Source organism: Pseudomonas sp. Irchel 3E19, from assembly GCF_900187585.1.
In the GTDB taxonomy this organism is placed as follows: Bacteria; Pseudomonadota; Gammaproteobacteria; order Pseudomonadales; family Pseudomonadaceae; genus Aquipseudomonas; species Aquipseudomonas baetica.
Genome location: NZ_FYDT01000007.1, coordinates 157682 through 176018, shown reverse-complemented (window position 1 = coordinate 176018; position 18337 = coordinate 157682). Strand labels below are relative to the sequence as shown.

Annotated in this window: 20 protein-coding genes; 11 read left to right on the top strand and 9 right to left on the bottom strand. The window is 60.5% G+C overall.

The features are described from left to right. The first annotated feature begins 160 nt into the window (after positions 1–160). Positions 161–691, top strand: coding sequence for a DUF1003 domain-containing protein (locus CKW18_RS07110; RefSeq protein ID WP_095188113.1), 531 nt, complete (start codon positions 161–163; stop codon positions 689–691). Here CKW18_RS07110 and CKW18_RS07105 read toward each other — a convergent pair whose 3' ends face one another. Beyond that, a complete protein-coding gene (locus CKW18_RS07105) occupies positions 692–1633 on the bottom strand; it encodes a LysR family transcriptional regulator (protein ID WP_095188111.1) in 942 nt (313 codons plus the stop codon). Positions 1634–1648: 15 nt separating this feature from the next. Here CKW18_RS07105 and CKW18_RS07100 point away from each other — a divergent pair, with 15 nt between their 5' ends. Further along, positions 1649–2353: a CTP synthase gene (locus CKW18_RS07100; protein ID WP_095188109.1), complete on the top strand. Its 705-nt coding sequence runs from the start codon at positions 1649–1651 to the stop codon at positions 2351–2353. Beyond that, positions 2353–2667: an antibiotic biosynthesis monooxygenase gene (locus tag CKW18_RS07095; RefSeq protein ID WP_095188107.1), complete on the top strand. Its 315-nt coding sequence runs from the start codon at positions 2353–2355 to the stop codon at positions 2665–2667. The genes CKW18_RS07100 and CKW18_RS07095 overlap by 1 nt, the downstream gene beginning before the upstream one ends. A gap of 127 nt (positions 2668–2794) precedes the next feature. On the opposite strand, the gene CKW18_RS07090 is transcribed toward CKW18_RS07095, so the two are convergent. Further along, complete coding sequence (locus CKW18_RS07090) at positions 2795–3121, bottom strand: DUF2025 family protein (protein ID WP_095188105.1); 327 nt, start codon at positions 3119–3121, stop codon at positions 2795–2797. A 222-nt stretch (positions 3122–3343) separates the two neighbouring features. On the opposite strand from CKW18_RS07090, the gene CKW18_RS07085 reads away from it, so the two are divergent. The 3 genes from CKW18_RS07085 to CKW18_RS07075 all read left to right on the top strand — a co-directional run bounded on the left by CKW18_RS07085 (position 3344) and on the right by CKW18_RS07075 (position 6265). After that, the gene (locus CKW18_RS07085) at positions 3344–4471 is read left to right on the top strand and encodes a glycerophosphodiester phosphodiesterase (protein ID WP_095188103.1); all 1128 of its coding nucleotides are present in this window, start codon (positions 3344–3346) and stop codon (positions 4469–4471) included. 151 nt (positions 4472–4622) lie between these two features. Further along, a complete protein-coding gene (locus tag CKW18_RS07080) occupies positions 4623–4928 on the top strand; it encodes a PepSY domain-containing protein (RefSeq protein ID WP_007917758.1) in 306 nt (101 codons plus the stop codon). 161 nt (positions 4929–5089) lie between these two features. Further along, positions 5090–6265 (top strand): GAF domain-containing sensor histidine kinase, encoded by a 1176-nt coding sequence (locus tag CKW18_RS07075; protein WP_095188101.1) that lies wholly within the window; start codon positions 5090–5092, stop codon positions 6263–6265. Between the two features lie 140 nt (positions 6266–6405). Here the strand turns inward: CKW18_RS07075 and CKW18_RS07070 are convergent, their stop codons facing one another. Further along, positions 6406–6846: a hypothetical protein gene (locus tag CKW18_RS07070; protein ID WP_095188100.1), complete on the bottom strand. Its 441-nt coding sequence runs from the start codon at positions 6844–6846 to the stop codon at positions 6406–6408. 109 nt (positions 6847–6955) lie between these two features. After that, on the bottom strand, positions 6956–8578 hold the full coding sequence (locus tag CKW18_RS07065) for a methyl-accepting chemotaxis protein (RefSeq protein ID WP_095188098.1): 1623 nt from the start codon (positions 8576–8578) through the stop codon (positions 6956–6958). Positions 8579–8855: 277 nt separating this feature from the next. On the opposite strand from CKW18_RS07065, the gene CKW18_RS07060 reads away from it, so the two are divergent. Beyond that, complete coding sequence (locus CKW18_RS07060) at positions 8856–9878, top strand: transporter (RefSeq protein WP_095188096.1); 1023 nt, start codon at positions 8856–8858, stop codon at positions 9876–9878. Between the two features lie 295 nt (positions 9879–10173). Then, positions 10174–11787, top strand: a complete 1614-nt coding sequence (locus CKW18_RS07055; protein ID WP_095188094.1) for an inorganic phosphate transporter — start codon at positions 10174–10176, stop codon at positions 11785–11787. A 123-nt stretch (positions 11788–11910) separates the two neighbouring features. Here CKW18_RS07055 and CKW18_RS07050 read toward each other — a convergent pair whose 3' ends face one another. Beyond that, on the bottom strand, positions 11911–12807 hold the full coding sequence (locus CKW18_RS07050) for a LysR family transcriptional regulator (protein WP_095188092.1): 897 nt from the start codon (positions 12805–12807) through the stop codon (positions 11911–11913). 120 nt (positions 12808–12927) lie between these two features. Here CKW18_RS07050 and CKW18_RS07045 point away from each other — a divergent pair, with 120 nt between their 5' ends. Then, positions 12928–13683, top strand: coding sequence for an SDR family NAD(P)-dependent oxidoreductase (locus CKW18_RS07045; RefSeq protein ID WP_095188090.1), 756 nt, complete (start codon positions 12928–12930; stop codon positions 13681–13683). A 57-nt stretch (positions 13684–13740) separates the two neighbouring features. Here CKW18_RS07045 and CKW18_RS07040 read toward each other — a convergent pair whose 3' ends face one another. Further along, positions 13741–14178, bottom strand: a complete 438-nt coding sequence (locus CKW18_RS07040) for a multidrug/biocide efflux PACE transporter (protein ID WP_095188088.1) — start codon at positions 14176–14178, stop codon at positions 13741–13743. Positions 14179–14267: 89 nt separating this feature from the next. Here CKW18_RS07040 and CKW18_RS07035 point away from each other — a divergent pair, with 89 nt between their 5' ends. Next, entirely contained in the window at positions 14268–15122 is an 855-nt protein-coding gene (locus CKW18_RS07035; protein WP_095188086.1) for a LysR family transcriptional regulator, read from the top strand. Positions 15123–15665: 543 nt separating this feature from the next. Here the strand turns inward: CKW18_RS07035 and CKW18_RS07030 are convergent. The 3 genes from CKW18_RS07030 to CKW18_RS07020 are packed head-to-tail and all read right to left on the bottom strand — an operon-like array spanning position 15666 to position 17698. Next, entirely contained in the window at positions 15666–16895 is a 1230-nt protein-coding gene (locus tag CKW18_RS07030) for an RNA polymerase sigma factor (protein WP_095188085.1), read from the bottom strand. Continuing rightward, positions 16888–17232 carry a YciI family protein gene (locus CKW18_RS07025; RefSeq protein ID WP_095188084.1) on the bottom strand — a complete coding sequence of 115 codons (345 nt, stop codon included), beginning with the start codon at positions 17230–17232 and terminating at the stop codon, positions 16888–16890. Before CKW18_RS07025 ends, CKW18_RS07030 begins: the two co-directional genes overlap by 8 nt. 40 nt (positions 17233–17272) lie before the next feature. Next, positions 17273–17698: an SgcJ/EcaC family oxidoreductase gene (locus CKW18_RS07020; protein ID WP_095188083.1), complete on the bottom strand. Its 426-nt coding sequence runs from the start codon at positions 17696–17698 to the stop codon at positions 17273–17275. A gap of 141 nt (positions 17699–17839) precedes the next feature. On the opposite strand from CKW18_RS07020, the gene CKW18_RS07015 reads away from it, so the two are divergent. Next, positions 17840–18325, top strand: coding sequence for a GNAT family N-acetyltransferase (locus tag CKW18_RS07015; RefSeq protein WP_095188082.1), 486 nt, complete (start codon positions 17840–17842; stop codon positions 18323–18325). Positions 18326–18337: the final 12 nt, after the last annotated feature.

Here is an 18337-nt window from a genome sequence, read left to right as displayed (position 1 = left end):
CTGGTCGATCAGCTCTTTTGGAATGGACGGAAGGTCACGCTTGGCCTCACGGGCCGGTTTCTTTTTGGTTGGCATACATGCACCTCTGCAGCATGTTATGCCCGAACACAAAATTAATGACACTCCCTGACGACACGTCCCAAGTCCTGCCGAGTACACCATGAACACCGAGAAACCCGAGACATCCGCCGCCCCCGTCGATCACCTGCGCTTCCACCGCCCCCACGCCCACCTGAACACGACCTTCGGCAACGATACCTTCGCCTTGCGCGCCGAAGCGTTCGCGCGGTTCTTCGGCACGCCAACCTTTCTCGGCGCACAAACGCTGATCGTCGTGTTGTGGGTCTGTCTGAACGCGTTTGGCGTGACCACGTTCGACGTTTACCCGTTCATCCTGTTGAACCTCGCGTTCAGCCTGCAATCGGCCTACGCCGCGCCACTGATCCTGCTCGCACAAACCCGCCAGGCCGCGCGGGACAAGGCACAGGCCGACGCTGATGCGCAGCACCGCGAAGCGCTGGCACAGGCCAATACAGAACGTCAGGCTGAGGCGGCGCAGAACTCCGCGCAATTGTTAGCGTTGCTGGAACAAAACACCCGCCTCACCGAAATGACCAAAAGCCTGACCGAACGCATCGAAGGCCTGACCAGCGAACTACACGCCCACGTTTGCCAGAACCCACAGCGTTGATCAGGGTAAACGCAACGCCCGTCCGAGCTCATCGAACAACGTGACCACCGAGCGCAATGCCCGGCAATCCGGTCGGGTCAGCAACCACAGCGCGGTGTCGTAGCCGTGCAACGGTTCGCTCAAGGCCTGCAAACCATCGCTTATCAAAAAGTCCGGCAACGCCGCGACACCGAGGCCGGCGCGCACCAGTTCGGTGACGGAGAGCATGCTGTTGCAGCGGTAACCCGGCGTGACCCCTGGCAATTGCTGGCGGCGCCAGGCAATGGTCGGGTGATCGGGCAGGAAATCGTCCGGGGCGATCCAGGTCAGGGCGGCCAGATCCGACGCATCCACGTTCTGCAAGTAGCGCGCACTGGCGCAGACGCGGTAGGAAATCTTCGCCAGTTGCCGTCCGACCAGATGCTCCGGCGGTGTGCGCGTCAGGCGCAGGGCGATGTCGGCATCACGTCGGCTGAGGTTGGCGAAATCGTTGGAGGTGCTTAATTCGATGGTCAGCGCCGGGTAATTCGGCATGAACTGCGCCAGTGCCGGCAACAGTAAACCTTGTAACACCGAGTCGGTGCAGGTCAGGCGCACCGTGCCGCTGACCACTTCGCCGCCCTGCTCCACGCCGATCCGCGCGGCGTCCAGTGCCTGCTCGGCGCGTTCGGCCTGTTCGGCGAGCGTCTGCGCGAGCGTCGTTGGCAGGTAACCGGCACGGCTTTTTTCGAACAGTTGCTGGCCGAGCGCAGCTTCGAGACGGCGAACAGCGCGGAACACCGTCGAGACATCGACCTTCAACAGTTGTGAGGCACGGGCCAGAGAGCCGCCGCGCACCAGCGCGAGGATCAGAGCCAGATCCGGGTAGTCGAGCCGATAGTGCGTCGATGCATTGATCACTTGGGCAAACGCCAATGTTGAGTGCGTGAGCGCCAATCTATAGTGAGCCCCATCAATCAACAAGCGCAGGGAACTCCCATGGAAAATCGCGCCACCCGCATCGCCCTGATCGGCGATTACGACCCGCAAGTCACTGCCCACCAGGCCATTCCTGTCGCGCTCGGTCTGGTGGCCGAACACCTCGGCCAGGCTGTGCAATTCGATTGGCTGGCCACGGATCAAATCCACACCGATACACCGCTGACAGGCTACGACGGCTTCTGGTGCGTGCCGGCCAGCCCCTACAAAAGTGAAGCCGGTGCGCTGCGGGCGATCCGTTTTGCCCGCGAGCAACAGCGCCCTTTCCTCGGCACCTGCGGCGGTTTTCAGCATGCGGTGCTGGAATTTTCCCGCAATGTGCTGGGCTGGTCTGATGCCGAACATGGCGAAACTTCGCCCGCATCGGAAAGAGCCGTGCTCACGCCACTGACCTGCTCGCTGGTGGAAGCCGTGGACAGCATTCATCTGGTGCCTGGTTCGCTGATCGCCCAGGCGTACGAAACATCCGAGATTCGTGAAGGCTATCGCTGCCGCTACGGTGTGAATCCGCAGTTCGAAACCGAGCTTTTGAAAAGTCAGCTACGGGCCGTCGGTCACGACTCGGTGGGCGACTTGCGCGCGATCGAGCTCAATGGGCATCGGTTTTTTGTCGCCACATTGTTTCAACCCGAACGTGCGGCGCTCAAAGGGCAAATGCCACCGCTGGTGCGAGCGTTTGTCGAAGCTTGTGCGCAGCAACGTTGATGAACTCGAGTATTGATTGTTACGCAGTGATCTTCACTTCGACCCGCACCGAGGGCGACAACAGTTATGCCGAGGCGTCCGAGCGCATGATGGAACTGGTGGGCCAGCAACCGGGCTTTCTTGGCATTGACTCGATTCGCGGGGCGGATGGCGTCGGGATCACGATTTCCTACTGGGAGAGCGAGGCGGCGATTCTGGCGTGGCGGCAACATCCCGAGCACCGGGTGATTCAGGCGCGTGGGCGGTCGATCTGGTACTCGGCGTTTCAGACTCGGGTGTGCAAGGTTGAGCGCGAGTATCGGTTTGGGCAGTGAGTGCTGCTGCGCACTTTAGACCGGCTTCGCGAGCAAGCCCGCTCCCACAGGGGATTTGTGAACGGCACAGATCCAATGTGGGAGCGAGCCTGCTCGCGAAAGGGCCAGTCGCTTCAACACAAATCTTTCAGCCCCGCACCAGACTGCGCACAGCGACAATCTCCGGCACTTCGCGCTTGCTCATGTACACCCGCAACGGCTCGCTGATGTTGATACGGTCATCGATATTCTGATCCAGCAGCAACTGAATCAATTCGCGTTTAAGCGTCATGGTCGTTTCCGAAACCCGCGCCCAGACAAATTCACTGGTGGGAATAATGCCGTCATCCGCCACATCCATGCCGAACGAGTCCTCGCTGAAACGTACGATGTATTGACCGGTCTTGCGGTTGAGGCCAACAAAGCCCTTGAGGTCGTCGGCGGCCTGGCAGATGAGCTGGGAAGTGATGCGCATGGTAAACCTCACGAAAAATCATCTATGGTTTACACGCAGGGCAAAAGTATCGGTGCGCCCTCTGCCGGGGCGTCTGCCGTGGGCAAGCGTACTGCAAACGGCGCCACAAAAGTGCAGGAAAAATCGCTTTTAATACGTTTATGTCGGTCTGGCGATAGCACGTAATCGATTCAGTTGTTAAAAGGTAGGTCTTTGAAAATGCCCTGCGAAAGGATCTCGAACATGCCCGCTACTTTCACCAAAAGCGCCCTCGTGCTGAGCCTGTTGCTCGGTCTCGGTCAGGCCAACGCCGCCAGCCACACTGACGTCAACGCACTGGCCGCGGCGCATGGCATTCCGCATCCAGCGGTCATCGCTCACCGTGGCGCTTCCTTCGATGCCCCGGAATCCACCGCAGCGTCCTACAAACTGGCGCGCGATCTGGGCGCCGATTACCTGGAAATGGACCTGCAACGCAGCAAGGACGGCGTGCTGTTCGCCCTGCATGACAACAATCTGCAACGCACCACCGACGTTGCCAGCAAATTCCCTGACCGCAAGGACAGCCCGGCCACGGCGTTCACCATGGCCGAACTGAAAACCCTCGACGCCGGCAGCTGGTACAACAAGGCCTACCCGGATCGCGCGCGCCCGTCCTACGCCGGGCTGAAAATTCTGACCCTTGATGAAATCATCGACATCGCCCAGGCCAACCCGCAGCACAAGCCGGGCCTGTACATCGAGACCAAGGAGCCACAACTGTTTCCGGGGATCGAGAAAGACCTGAAAGACAAACTGCAGGATCGCGGCTGGCTGAGCCCTGCCGGCTCGAAACTGGCGAAAAGTGCGCTGGGCGTAGGTCAAGGCAAAGGCAAGGTGATCCTGCAGACCTTCGAGAAGAACAGCCTCGAACTGCTGCAAAAGGAAATGCCGCAAGTGCCGAAAATCCTCCTGCTGTGGGTCGGCGAAGGCAGCATCGAACCAAAATCGAAAGTGACCTTTGCCGAGTCCGGCGAGAAGGACAAGAACACTTTCTACGGCAAGCAAGCGCCGAAATCCGAAGCTGAATTCAAGCAGTGGGTCGACTACGCCAAGGCTCAGGGCGCCATTGGTACCGGTCCTTCGGCGAAGCTGACCAAGGGCGGCGATCAGAGCTATTCGGATCTGGTGCAGCCGTGGATGAACCAGTACACTCACGATCAGGGTTTGCTGGTACACGTGTATACCGTCGATGAGCCGGTGGACTTTGAGAAAGTCATGGCATCCGGCGTCGATGGCATTTTCACCAACCGCGCCAGCGAGCTGTTGAAGTTCTACAAGCGTCCGGCGAGTGCCAGTGTTGATCAGGTGTTGAAGAACAACGGCTTCTGATCGGTAAACCGGGTTGTCCGCATCGCGGGCAGGCTCACGCCTACAAGAACCCTGCACGCGATGTGGGGTTTTAAGGGTGAATTAAGTTGCGCTGGTTAATCTGAACCCACTTCAACAGAACACACACATAAGCCACCCAAGGAACGAACCGATGAAAACTTTGACTGCCCTGTTTACCGCTGCTGCCCTGACGCTGACTGCTGGCCTGGCCCAGGCTGATGTTCGCGTCGATCAGATCCCTGAATTGGTCAAGTCCGGCAAGATCAAGTCGCTGGAATCGATGAACGCCGAAGCGCTGAAGCTGCACCCGGGTGCGACCATCACCGACACCGACCTGGATAACCACTTCAACGGTTATGAGTACGAAGTCGAGCTGAAAACCGCCGATGGCAAAGAGTTCGACGTGGACTTCGACGCCACCACCGGCAAGGTGCTGAGCAACAAGCAAGACACCTGATACCCCCCCCAAAAAGCCGCACGATCGAAGGATCGTGCGGCTTTTTTGCGTCCGCCAGCCGGCCTATCAAGCGCGATATCGCCTGAAGGGATGCCAAAACCGCCATCAGACCGCTAGTATGACCCCCATCAGATAAACGATTGCAGCCGAGAGCGATGGGCATGGGGCAGACAGCGGCAGCAGACATCGCAACGATCGGTCGCATCAGCGCGGTCCCGGCGATCCTTCAGGTGATTCGCGAGTTGACCGGCCTGCGTTTTGCCGCCGTGGCGCGGGTGACCGAAGACTCGTGGACCACCTGCGCGGTGCTCGACCAGTTGGAGTTCGGCTTGCAGGTCGGTGGCGAACTGGATGTGGTCACCACGCTGTGCCACGAAATCCGTCAGTCGCATGTTTCGGTGGTGATCGACAAGGCCAGCGAAGATCCGCTCTACCGCGAGCATCACACCCCACGCCTGTACAAGTTCGAGAGCTATATCTCGGTCCCGGTGTTTCGCACCGACGGGCGGTTTTTCGGCACGATCTGCGCACTCGATCCGAACCCGGCACAGCTCAAGTCCAGCAGCATTCAGAGCACCATGGAATCATTCGCGCGGATGCTCGCGCTGCAAATCGAAACCGAGGAAAACCTGCAACGCACCGAAACCGCGTTGCAGACCGAGCGCGAAAACAGCGAGCTGCGCGAACAGTTCATCGCCGTGCTCGGCCACGATTTGCGCAACCCGTTGTTCGCCATCAGCGCCGGCGCCGAAATGCTCCTGCGCAAGTATCCGGACCCGGCCATTGAAGTGCGCGTACGCAACATCCTGGGTAGCGCGCAACGGGCGACGCGGCTGGTGGATGATGTACTCGACTTCGCTCGCGGGCGGTTGGGCAAAGGCATTCCGGTGGATATCCAGCACTGCGCGGACCTGACCGAAGCGGTGCAGCAGGTGGTAACGGAGATCCGCAACGTGCATCCCCAACGCACGATCAGCGCGACCATTGGCGACTTGCAGGGTGTGCACTGCGACCGTGGACGGATTGCCCAACTGCTGTCGAACCTGCTGGCCAACGCCGTGACCCATGGCGACCCGGAGGGCGACATCGAGGTCATCGCTCAGGTCGAACACGGAGCGTTGATGCTGGCGGTAAAGAACCAGGGGCATATTCCCGAGGCGGTTCTGCCGCATCTGTTCCAGCCCTACTCGCGCCCGACCGGCAGCGCGCCCCAGGCCGGCCTCGGCCTGGGTCTCTACATCGCCAGCCAGATTGCGCAGTCCCACGGCGGCCGCCTGCATGTGGCGTCGACCGCACAAAGCGGCACGCTGTTTACCTTTAGCCTGCCCACGACCTGAAAAACCACAAGACTCAAGACCACCACAGATTCCTGTGGGAGCGAGCCTGCTCGCGAAAGCGGTCTGTCTGCCACATCTGAGGCGACTGACACTGTGCCTTCGCGAGCAGGCTCACTCCTACAGGGGGAATTACTTGATGTTCAGGCCGACGTGCTGACCAGCGAACCCGAGCTGCTCGAACCGGAATCCTGCAACGCTTGCAATAACGCCGCCGTGGCGGTTTGCAGCGAGGCCGAAGTGGTCGTGACTTGTACTTGGGCGGCGGCCACTTCGCTAGCCTTGGCGTCAGCGCTTTCCTGCTTGGTCTGTGCCGCTTGCAACGCTTGTTGCTCTTCCTGCAATTGCTTTTGCAGTTCGGCAATCTGCTTGCGCAGCTCTTTCACCGTGTCCGATTCACTGCTGCTGGAATCGCTGTCGCCCGCCGGTGCAGCGCCGCCTGCGGCGATTTTGCGGGTATCGGCCGCCACACCGTTGCTCGCGGTTGCGCTGGTCGCGGTGTCTTCATTGGCGTCACTGACCGCCGCTTTGCTGGCCGAGGTGACGACAGGCTGAGTGATCGAAACAGAGGTGATGCTGACCATGGAAATACTCCAATGCCGGTTATAGATAACCGGTCATCGACCCGGGTCGCTTCAATTTGAGATCGACTGTGTACCGACTCGGTATCCGAACCGGTACACAGTCAACGGCTTACGCGCTCAGGCGAGCGGTGACTTCGTTCAGTTGCCCGGACAGGCTATGCAGATTCTGGCTGGCGCTTTCGGTGCGCTGCACGTTGTCGAGGTTGGTGCTGGCGATCGAAGTGATTTCAGTCAGGTTGCGCGAGATGTCTTCGGCCACCGAGGTCTGCTCTTCGGCGGCGGTAGCGATCTGGCGGTTCATGTCGCGAATCGCTTCCACCGCGTGGGTGATGCGCTCCAGCATCGCGCCGGCCTGAGTCACTTGCTCGACGCTTTCATCGCTGCGGGTCTGGCCGCTATCGATGGCTTGCGCGGCATCAACAGCGCCGGTCTGCACGCTCTGGATGATCTGGTTGATCTCGATGATCGATTCCGCCGTGCGCTGCGCCAGATTGCGCACTTCGTCGGCGACCACGGCAAAACCACGCCCGGCTTCACCGGCCCGCGCCGCTTCAATCGCCGCGTTCAACGCCAGCAGGTTGGTCTGTTCGGCGATGCCGCGAATCACTTCCAGCACCTTGCCGATGCGGCCGCTATCAGCCTCCAGACGACGGATCACCGTCGCGGTGTTGGCGATCTCGCCGCGCATCTGGGTGATGCTGTGGATCGTGCTCTGCATGACCTTTTCACCCTGTTGGGCAGACTGGTCGGCATCGTCGGCGGCCCGTGCGGCATCGGCGGCGTGACGCGCCACTTCTTGGGCGGTGGCAGACATTTCGTTCATTGCCGTGGCCACTTGATCGGTACGGTTGAACTGCTCGTTGGTGCCGCCGGCCATGGTCGTGGCAATGGCGTTCAACTCGCCGCTGGCGCTGTCCAGATCACTGGCGCTGCGCTGCAAACGGGTGAAGGTTTCAGCGAGGAAGTCACGCAAGGTGTTGGCCGCTGCGGCGAGGTTGCCCAGTTCATCCTGACGGTCGCTGACCACGCGCTCGGCGAGTTTGCCGCGGCTCAATTGGCTGACGTAATCAATCAGTTTGCGGATCGGCTCGACCAGATTGCGATTGACCAGCCACAAGCTGAGCAGACCAATCAGCAAACTCGAAGCCAGCATCACCAGGGTGCCGAGCAATACGGTGCGATCGGCCTCGGCACTGATCAACGCCGACTGCTCGGTGCCCTGTTTGCGCAGTTCGCTGACCAGCTCGCTCATCTGGTCGCTGGTCGCGCGGTCGACGCCTTTGACCGCGAGGTCGCCCGCCGCAGGATCGGCGCCGGCCGCTACGTAGGCATCGCGACCCTTTTGGTAGGCGGCGCCCAGTTGACGGTGCTCGTCGCGCAGACGTTCGATGCGGTTTTTCAGACTCGGCTCGATGCCTTTCTGGCCGGCCAGTTCACCGAGAATGTTCTGCACGTCGCGCTGGCGATCTTCGAACTGGCCCCAGTATTTGGCCAGGTCCGCCGGTTGCTTGCCGCGCAGCAAGACGTTTTTCCATTCCTGCACCTGCACCTTGAATTGCAGGTTGGCTTCGTCGATGAGCTGCGAGGTGTGCAAGGGACCTGCGATCAACTGGCTGTAGCTTTGCACGCCGTTGGACAGGAAATGAAAACAGGCCAGCGCGATCAACAGCATCGCCAGCAGGCTGCCGCTCAGCAGGGCGAGAATTTGCGCTCTCAGGGATTTTTGCAGCATCGCAGGTACTCAAGACAGGGATGAGGCACGCCCGAAACGAGCGTGAAATAGTGCCGGACTTCCCTGTCGGCGAACCTTGGCCCGTGGCCAATGGCGCGCAACCTAATGTCCCTGTGATCGGCGTGCCAGAGCGCTTCTTGAATATAAATCCGACCGCCGGTAAGTCGCTGATTTGGCGTCATTTTGCCGTCATGCAAACGTCATGTGCGGTTGCGATGATGCGGCTCAGGTGAATCTGTGAATTCCCTGTCTCACGCCCTCCTCGCAGCGAGCCTTCATGAACCACAGCCTCGATATCAGCCATCGCGATCCTGACCTGTTTGGCTTGCTCTACGGCTTTCGTTTTCTGCCCGGCGAACGTGGCCGCGAAGTCGATTCGGCGACGGCCCTGCGCTGCTTGCAGGACGACAGCGACAGCGGCGAATTCCTCTGGCTGCACCTGAACCTCGCCCACGCGGCATGCGAGCGCTGGATGAAAAGCCATCTGCAATTGCCCGAAGAATTTTTCGAGGCGCTGCACGAAGGCTCGCGCTCGACGCGCATCGAGCATGTCGACTCGGCGCTGCTGGCGGTGGTTAACGACGTGGTGTTCAACCTCAGCAGCATGGTCTCCTCGGATGTGTCGACGCTGTGGGTCTGCGTGCGCAGCAAACTGATCGTCAGCGCACGCCTGCAACCGCTGCACTCGGTGGACAAACTGCGTTCGTCGGTGAAGGCCGGCGAGCGCTTTCGCTCGCCCTCGGAATTGCTTGTGCACTTGCTGCGCGATCAGGGCGAAGTGCTGACACAGATCGTGCGCAAGACCAGCCTGAGTGTCGATCAGGTCGAGGACGAATTGCTCTCCTCGCGGCTGTCGACCAACCGCGCCGAACTCGGTGCCAACCGGCGGGTGCTGGTGCGTTTGCAGCGGCTGTTGGCGCTGGAGCCGGGTTCGTTGCTGCGCCTGCTCAATCGCCCGCCCGCGTGGTTGCAGAAGGAAGACGTCAAGGAGCTGCGCAAATCCACCGAGGAGTTCGCGCTGATCATCAACGACCTCACCGCCCTCGGCGAACGGATCAAACTGCTCCAGGAAGAGATCGCCGCCAACCTCAACGAACAGAGCAACCGCACATTGTTCACCCTGACCGTGGTGACGGTGCTGGCACTGCCGATCAACATCATTGCCGGTTTCTTCGGGATGAATGTCGGGGGCGTGCCGTTGTCGCAGGACCCGGAAGGCTTCTGGATATTGGTCGCGCTGGTGGCGACGTTCACCGTGATTGCCGGCCGCTGGGCCTTCCGTAAACGCGGGGATTACTGACCCGCAATACTTTATGCCCACAACAGATCCTTGTGGGAGGGGGCTTGCTCCCGAAGGCATCGTGTCAGTCGGCATCAGATTGGCTGAACCACCGCTTTCGGGAGCAAGCCCCCTCCCACAATTGGCCGGGCCAGTCACAGAAACCGGGCTCAGCAGAAAGTCCTGTGGAGATATGCATAGCTGTTCAGATCAGTGGTCGGGCTAATAAAGCAAACACTGATCTGACGCAGCCTCTCTGTAATATTTAGCAACGATCATGGGCGACATTCCTTCCCTCGCTCAGGATTGTCCGCTCATGGCTACTCCGTCCCTGACCGCCCGCCCGGCGTCCGCCCCCAGCGGCAGGCCTGCCCTCGACAAGAAAGCCAGCCCGTTCACCTACGTGATCTTTTTTGCGGTGTTGGCCATGGGCATGTTGTTCACCGCCTATAGCCTGATGCACGACATGCACGAACTCGGCACGGTGGTTACCACCTGGACGCCGTTCCTGCTGCTTGGCGTGGCACTGCTGATTGCGTTGGGCTTTGAGTTCGTCAACGGTTTCCATGACACCGCCAACGCCGTGGCCACGGTGATTTACACCCACTCGCTACCGCCGAATGTGGCAGTGGTGTGGTCGGGGTTCTTCAATTTCCTCGGCGTGCTGCTGTCCAGTGGCGCGGTGGCGTTCGGCATCATCGCGTTGCTGCCAGTGGAGTTGATTCTGCAGGTCGGCTCGTCCGCCGGGTTCGCGATGATCTTCGCCCTGCTGATCGCGGCGATTCTGTGGAACCTCGGCACCTGGTGGCTGGGCTTGCCGGCCTCGTCATCGCACACCTTGATCGGCTCGATCATCGGCGTCGGCGTGGCCAATGCGCTGATGCACGGCCGTGACGGCACCAGCGGTGTGGATTGGGCGCAGGCCACCAAGATCGGCTATGCGTTGCTGCTGTCGCCGCTGGTGGGTTTCGGTTTTGCGGCGCTGTTGCTGCTCGCATTGCGCGCGTTCGTGAAGAACCGTTCGCTGTACAAGGCACCGCAAGGCAACACCCCGCCGCCCTGGTGGATTCGTGGTTTGCTGATCCTGACCTGCACTGGCGTATCGTTCGCCCACGGTTCCAACGACGGGCAGAAAGGCATGGGCCTGATCATGCTGATTCTGGTCGGCACCCTGCCGATGGCCTATGCACTGAACCGCACCATGCCGGAGGAGCAATCGCTGCAGTTCGCCGCCGTGGCGCAAGTCACGCAGCAGGCGCTGGTCAAAAGTTCACCGCTGCCGGCGCCGGCCGATCCGCGTCCGATCCTCTCGGATTACATGCGCAGCAAGGAAGCCACGCCGCAATTGATCCCCGCCCTCGCCGCCCTCACCGGGCACATCGGCGAGGAAGTCAAAGGCTACGGCTCGCTGGCGAAAGTCCCGGCCGAAGCCATGGGCAACGTGCGTAACGACATGTACCTGGCCAGCGAAACCATTCGCCTGATGGACAAGAACAAGGTCGGCAACTTCGACGCCGACACCAGCAGCAAGCTGCAATTGTTCAAGCAACAGATCGACAACGCCACGCGGTTCATTCCGCTGTGGGTGAAGATTGCCGTGGCCATCGCGCTGGGGCTGGGCACCATGGTGGGCTGGAAGCGCATTGTGGTGACGGTCGGCGAGAAGATCGGCAAGACTCACCTGACTTACGCCCAAGGCGCCTCGGCGGAAACCGTGGCGATGCTGACCATCGGTGCTGCCGACATGTTTGGTTTGCCGGTGTCGACGACGCATGTGTTGTCTTCGGGGGTTGCCGGGACCATGGTCGCCAATGGCGGAGGTTTGCAGATGAAGACCATCCGCAATCTGTTGATGGCCTGGGTGCTGACGTTGCCGGCGGCGATTTTGTTGTCGGGCAGCCTGTATTGGCTGTTCACCCAAATCTTCTGATCTACGCAAGACCCTTGTGGGAGGGGGCTTGCTCCCGAAAGCGGTGTTCCAGCCGACATCAACATTGGCTGACCCTCCGCCTTCGGGAGCAAGCCCCCTCCCACATTTGATGGGGGGTGTTGGTCAGAGGGTCGAACGAATCACCTCCCCCAACCAATCCATAAACGCGCGCACCCGCAGCGGCAAATGCCGTTGCCGCGCATACAACAGTGAAACGGCCATCGCCGGCGCGTTGTATTGCGGCAGCACCGCCACCAACTCGCAGGTTTGCAGATGCGAGCGCAAGCCGGTATTGGGCACCTGCACAATGCCGAAGCCGCCCAGACACGCCGCCTCATAAGCATCGGTGCTGTTGACCGTGACACTGCCAGCCATCGCCACGCGGCGTATCTGACCGTTTTCTTCATAAACAAACCCTTCCGAACGCGAACCCAGCACGCCGACGTAATGCACCAATCGATGCTGCGCCAGATCCTCAAGCGTCTGCGGTACACCATAACGCTCAAGATACGCAGGGCTGGCGCAGTTGATCATCGGCAAGTCGCACAGATGCCGCGCCACCACCGATTGATCCGGCTGCGCGCCGACGCGCACCACGCAGTCGAAACCTTCGCTGAGCAGATCGACGCGGCGGTCGGTGCTGCTGATTTCCAGCTCAAGATTGGGATGGCGATCCATGAATTGCGGTAGCCGTGGCATCACCACGCGCCGGGCGAGAATGTTCGGCATGTCGATGCGGATGCGCCCGGCCAGCGAGGCTTCGTCCTGGCGGAACAAGCCTTCGATCTCGTCCATGTGCGACAGCAGATCCTTGCTGCGTTCGTACAGCACCAAACCGTCTTGCGTCGCCTGCACCTTGCGCGTGGTGCGTTGCAGCAATCGCGTACCGAGCAGTGCTTCCAGCGCTTGCACATGCTCGGACACGGTAGAGCGCGGCAGGCCTAGGTTTTCCCCGGCGAGGGTGAAACTCGACAACTCGCTGACCCGGACGAAGGTGCGCAGCAGTTCCAGTTTGTTCATGGGCCACCCGTTTATTGTTCGGTTTAACCGACCAGTGATTCCGATTTCAGTCTGTTTATCACCTGTCGGCGGATAAATAAACTTCGATCCATCATCACTCACCGCAATCGAGGAAGCCCCATGAACCGCAAAATCGCATTGATCACCGGCGCCAGTCGTGGCCTGGGCAAAAACGCCGCCCTGCATCTCGCCGCTCAAGGCATCGACATCATCGGCACCTACAACAGCCGCGCCGATGAAGCCCAGGCGCTGGTAAATGAAATCGAAGCACTTGGCGGCAAAGCCGTGATGCTGCAACTGGACGTCGGCCGTAGCGAAGGCTTTGTCGATTTCGCTGCGCGGGTCGAGCAGGCGCTCAAGCACTTTGACCGTCAGCGGTTTGATTTTCTGGTCAATAACGCCGGGGTCGGTTTGCATGTCAGTTTCGCCGAAACGACCGTGGCGCAATTCGACATGCTGATGAATGTGCATTTCAAAGGGCCGTTCTTCCTGACTCAGCAACTGCTGCCACTGATTAACGATGGCGGGCGGATCATCAACGTTTCCAGCGGCCTTGCTCGTTTCAGCATCCCGGGCGCCAGTGCTTACGCAGCGATGAAAGGTGCGATTGAAGTACTGACCCGCTATCAGGCCAAGGAGCTGGGCTCACGGCAGATCACCGTAAATACCCTGGCGCCGGGTGCGATTGAAACCGACTTCGGCGGCGGCACCGTGCGCGACAACCCGGCGGTGAATGCGATGGTCGCCGAAAACACCGCGCTGGGTCGTGCTGGTCAGCCGGATGATATTGGCGGTGCGCTGGCGCTGCTGCTGTCGCCGGGTGGGCAGTGGATCAACGGGCAGCGAGTTGAGGCCTCGGGCGGGATGTTTCTCTGATTGAAAACACCTCCCTGTGTAGGCGCAGCCTGCGGCAGCGCCTTCATAGGAATGGGGTTACCCCTGACAGGTGTTACGCAGCAGGAAGCGCTCGCGCACCACGTCATAGCCCCAGTGATACACGTAGGTGTACGGTAGGAAAAACAGCAACACGCCGATGTCGAGCAACAACGCTTGCCACAGGCTGACCGACAGCCACCACGCAATCAGCGGCACGCCCATCACGATCAAACCACCCTCGAACAGCAGCGCATGCACCACCCGCACCCAGGCGTTGTGGGCGACGTTCAGGCGCGCCAGCATGCGGTCGAAGAAACGGTTGAACACCACGTTCCAGCCCAGCGCCAGCATTGCGATCAACACCGTCACCGCGCCCATGTCGAGCAGCGGTTTTTGCAGGATCCACGCCAGTAAAGGCGTGCAGATCAGGATCGCCAGCAGTTCGAAACCGATGGCCTGAAAAATACGTTCAGTGAGGGATTTGTGGGCAGTCATGGCCTGACTCCTTGAGTGAAGATGGTTGCCATGATCAACCCATTAACCGATACTTCATAACCAATAACCATCGATCAAGGCGATAGTTCATGGCTTCGCAAGAAGTGCTGTTGGCGTTTGTCCAGGCGGCGACGCAGGGTTCGTTTTCGGCGGCGGCGCGCAAACTCGGGCGCAGTCAGTCGACCATCAGTGCGGCGGTGGCGAGTCTGGAGATTGATCTGGATCTGATCCTGTTCGATCGCAGCAGCCGCAAACCCACGCTGACCCCGGCCGGGCACGTGATGCTGCAACGGGCCGAAGCCATTCTGGCGGCCAACAGTCGGCTGGAAATGACCGCGCGACAATTGTCCCAAGGGGTCGAGCCGAAACTGACCGTGGCGATTTCCGACACTTATCAGTCGGCGCGTTTCGAAGCGGCGCTGGTCGGGTTCGAGCAACGTTACCCGGATCTGGAACTGGAATGCCTGATTGCTGAATGCGACGACTTGATCGAATTGGTGCAACGCGGTCGCGCGCATCTGGCGTTTGCCGAGATGCAGGACAGTTACCCGCCGGATCTGGTGACCTCGACCGTCGCCGAGCGTACTGATATCGCGCTGTTTGTAAGCCGCGAACACCCACTGACGACGCTGGAATACATCGATCAAGCCATCCTCGAACAGCATCGCGAACTGCGCCTGGCGACGATCATCAATCCGTACGACAGTCGAGGCAAGGGCCGTGTGTGGTCGGCGCCGAGTTATCTGATGCTGATGGAGATGGCCGAAATGGGTTTCGGCTGGGCGCCGCTGCCGCGCTGGCTGGTGGGGCGTTTCGGCAATGGCACGCTGGTGGAATTGAACGTGCGCGGCTGGCCGAAACCGGTGTTTGTCGATGCCTTGTGGTCGCGGCTGTATCCGCCGGGACCGGCGGGGAGCTGGCTACTGAGCAAGATGCTCGAATAGCGGCGCGCCCATTCGCGGGCAAGCCCGCTCCCACAGGGTTCGGAGCAGGCCTGATGTTCTGACTTGGCTTTACTGGCCCCTTCGCGAGCAAGCCCGCTCCCACAGGGTTCTGAGCAGGCCTGATGTTCTGATTTGGCTTTACTGGCCCCTTCGCGGGCAAGCCCGCCCCACAGGGTTCTGAGCAGGCCTGATGTTCTGATTTGGCTTTACTGGCCCCTTCGCGAGCAAGCCCGCTCCCACAGGGTTCTGAGTAGGCCTGATGTTCTGATTTGGCTTTACTGGCCCCTTCGCGGGCAAGCCCGCCCCACAGGGTTCTGAGCAGGCCTGATGTTCTGATTTGGCTTTACTGGCCCCTTCGCGGGCAAGCCCGCTCCCACAGGGTTCTGAGCAGGCCTGATGTTTTGATTTGGCTTTACTGGCCCCTTCGCGGGCAAGCCTGCTCCCACAGGGTTCTGTATTGAACATTGGATTTGTGTACGACACGGACACTGTGGGAGCGGGCTTGCCCGCGAAGAGGCCAGTAGGGTCAGCGCCCCATTCGGATCAGTCCAACGCTTGCAACCGCGCCTCGATAAACCGCCGCTCCGGCGCCTGCCGCGTCAGTTCCAGGGCCCGGAGATACGCCGCCCGCGCCTCTTCCACCCGGCCCAACTGCCGACAAAACTCCGCCTGCGCCGAATGCGCCAAGTGGTAATCCTGCAACTCCCCTCGCGCCAATATCCCTTCAATCAGCGTCAACCCCGCCAACGCCCCGTCCCGCTTGGCCACCGCCACCGCCCGGTTCAACTCGATCACCGGTGACGGCAGCGCGCGCAATAGCACGTCGTACAGCCCGACGATCTGCTGCCAATCTGTTTGCTCGGCACTGGGCGCTTCGGCATGCACCGCCGCTATCGCCGCCTGCAAACAATAGGGTCCGAAGCGCCGCGTGGTCAGCGCCCTTTCTACCAGCGCACAGCCTTCAGCAATCAAACCGGCATCCCACTGCGAACGATCCTGATCATCCAGCAACACCAGTTCGCCATTCGGCGAGGTGCGCGCCGGTCGTCGCGATTCGTGCAGCAGCATCAGCGCCAGCAAGCCCATCACCTCGGGCTCTGGCAGCAACTCAATCAACAACCGCCCCAGCCGAATCGCTTCACGGGTCAGTTCTTCGCGCGTCACTTCTGCCCCCATCGACGCCGAATACCCTTCGTTAAACACCAGATAAATCACCCGCAACACGCTGTCGAGGCGCTCGGGCAGTTCGCTCAGGCTCGGCACTTGATAAGGGATTTTCGCGTCGCGGATTTTCGCTTTCGCCCGCACGATGCGCTGGGCAATCGCCGCCGGGGCCGAGAGAAACGCGCGGGCGATTTCCTCGGTGGTGAGGTCGCAGACTTCACGCAAGGTCAGCGGCACTTGCGCATCCGCCGCCAGCGCCGGGTGACAGCAGGTGAAGATCAGCCGCAAGCGATCGTCTTCCACGTCTTCGTCACTCCAGTCGGCCTGCTCCAACTCTTCCAGCTTCGCCAACAACAATGGCTGCGAGGCCTTGAACCGTGCGCGCCGGCGCAACACATCGATAGCCTTGAAGCGCCCGGTGGACACCAGCCAGGTGCGCGGATTGTCCGGCACACCGTCGCGCTGCCAGCGCTCGACCGCGACGAAGAACGCCTCGTGCAAGGCTTCTTCGGCGAGGTCGAAATCACCGAGCAGGCGAATCAGCGTCGCCAGAATCCGCCGCGAGTCTTCACGATAGACCTGCTCGACCCGCGACCTGACCTCAGACATTCAACTGGCGCACGGGGCGCACTTCAACGCTGCCAACCCGCGCCGCCGGAATGTTGCCGGCGACTTGAATCGCTTCGTTGAGATCCTTGGCATCGATCAGGTAGAAACCAGCCAGTTGTTCCTTGGTTTCGGCAAACGGGCCGTCGGTAATCGACAGCTTGCCGTTACGCATACGCACGGTGGTGGCGGTCTGCACCGACTCCAGCGCTTCGGCCGCAACCATCCGCCCGCTGCCCTGAACCGACGCGGCGTAAGCCCAGCATTCGGCGTCCTCGGGGCTGTCGGGCGATGAATGCAGCAGGCGTTCATCGCTGTAGACCAGGCATAGATATTTCATGACGTTCTCCTGATTCGAACGGATCAACTATGGCTGAAGATCACGGCTGCACATCGAACAGCGTCGCGCCGCTCATCGGATCGAACGGTGCCGACCAATGCTCGTGGGCGATCCGCCACGCCCCGCCGACCTGGCGATAGCATGCGGTGACGCGCATCCAGCAGCTTTGGGTTTCGCCTTTCTCGTTGGTGCCGCCGCAATTGGCCACCCAATGGGCGAAGGCGATGTTGTCGGCGGTTTCGATGGCGATTTCGTGGAATTCGAAAATGTGCGGGCCGGGGCACATTTCCATGCATTCCACCCAGTGCTTGCGGTAAGCCGGTTTGCCCTTGAATTGCAGGGCCTTGATCGCGTCGAACGAGAGGATGTCGTCGGCGTACAACGCCATGACTTTCTCGACGTCCTTGGTCATGACGGCCTGACGATAGGTATCGATCAGGGCTTTGATTTCAGTCTGTGCGCTCATGGTGTTCTCCGTGATTGTTGTTGTGAAGACACCTTTAGTCGTTCGGCGAATCGGCAGATCGACAGACGAAACAAAAAATTTCCAACGAGGGCAAAGTCGCTAGAATCCGAGGCTCATCTTTGTAGGAAAAAGGAAATTCCCGTGTCAGCCCCACTCGTGCCGTACGACAGCCTGAACGCTTTGCAGCGTCAGCAAGTCGAGGCGATTGAAATCCTCCCCGAGCAGATCAAGTTCTCCGGCGACATTCATGGCGCCCTGCATACCTTGCTGTCGAAACCCGGCCCCGGCGTGAAGGGGTTTGCGCTGCTGGCGGATGAAGTGCCAGTGGCGTTCCTGCTGCTCAAGCGCCCGCCGGTGTTGCCAGCCTGGGCTGATGAACACAGCGCCACGTTGCATGCGTTGCAGGTCGATCATCGGTCACAGGGCAAGGGTTATGGCAAGGCGTGTCTGCAAGCGCTGCCGAATGTGGCGCGTGAAGCATGGCCGCAGATCAAAGGGCTGGAATTGTCAGTGGATGCCGACAACGACGCGGCCATCGCGCTGTACGCCAAACATGGCTACGTCGACAGCGGCGAAGCGTACAAGGGCCGGATTGGTTACGAGCGGCGCATGGGGCTGTTTTTCTAAGTCAGTGGGAAA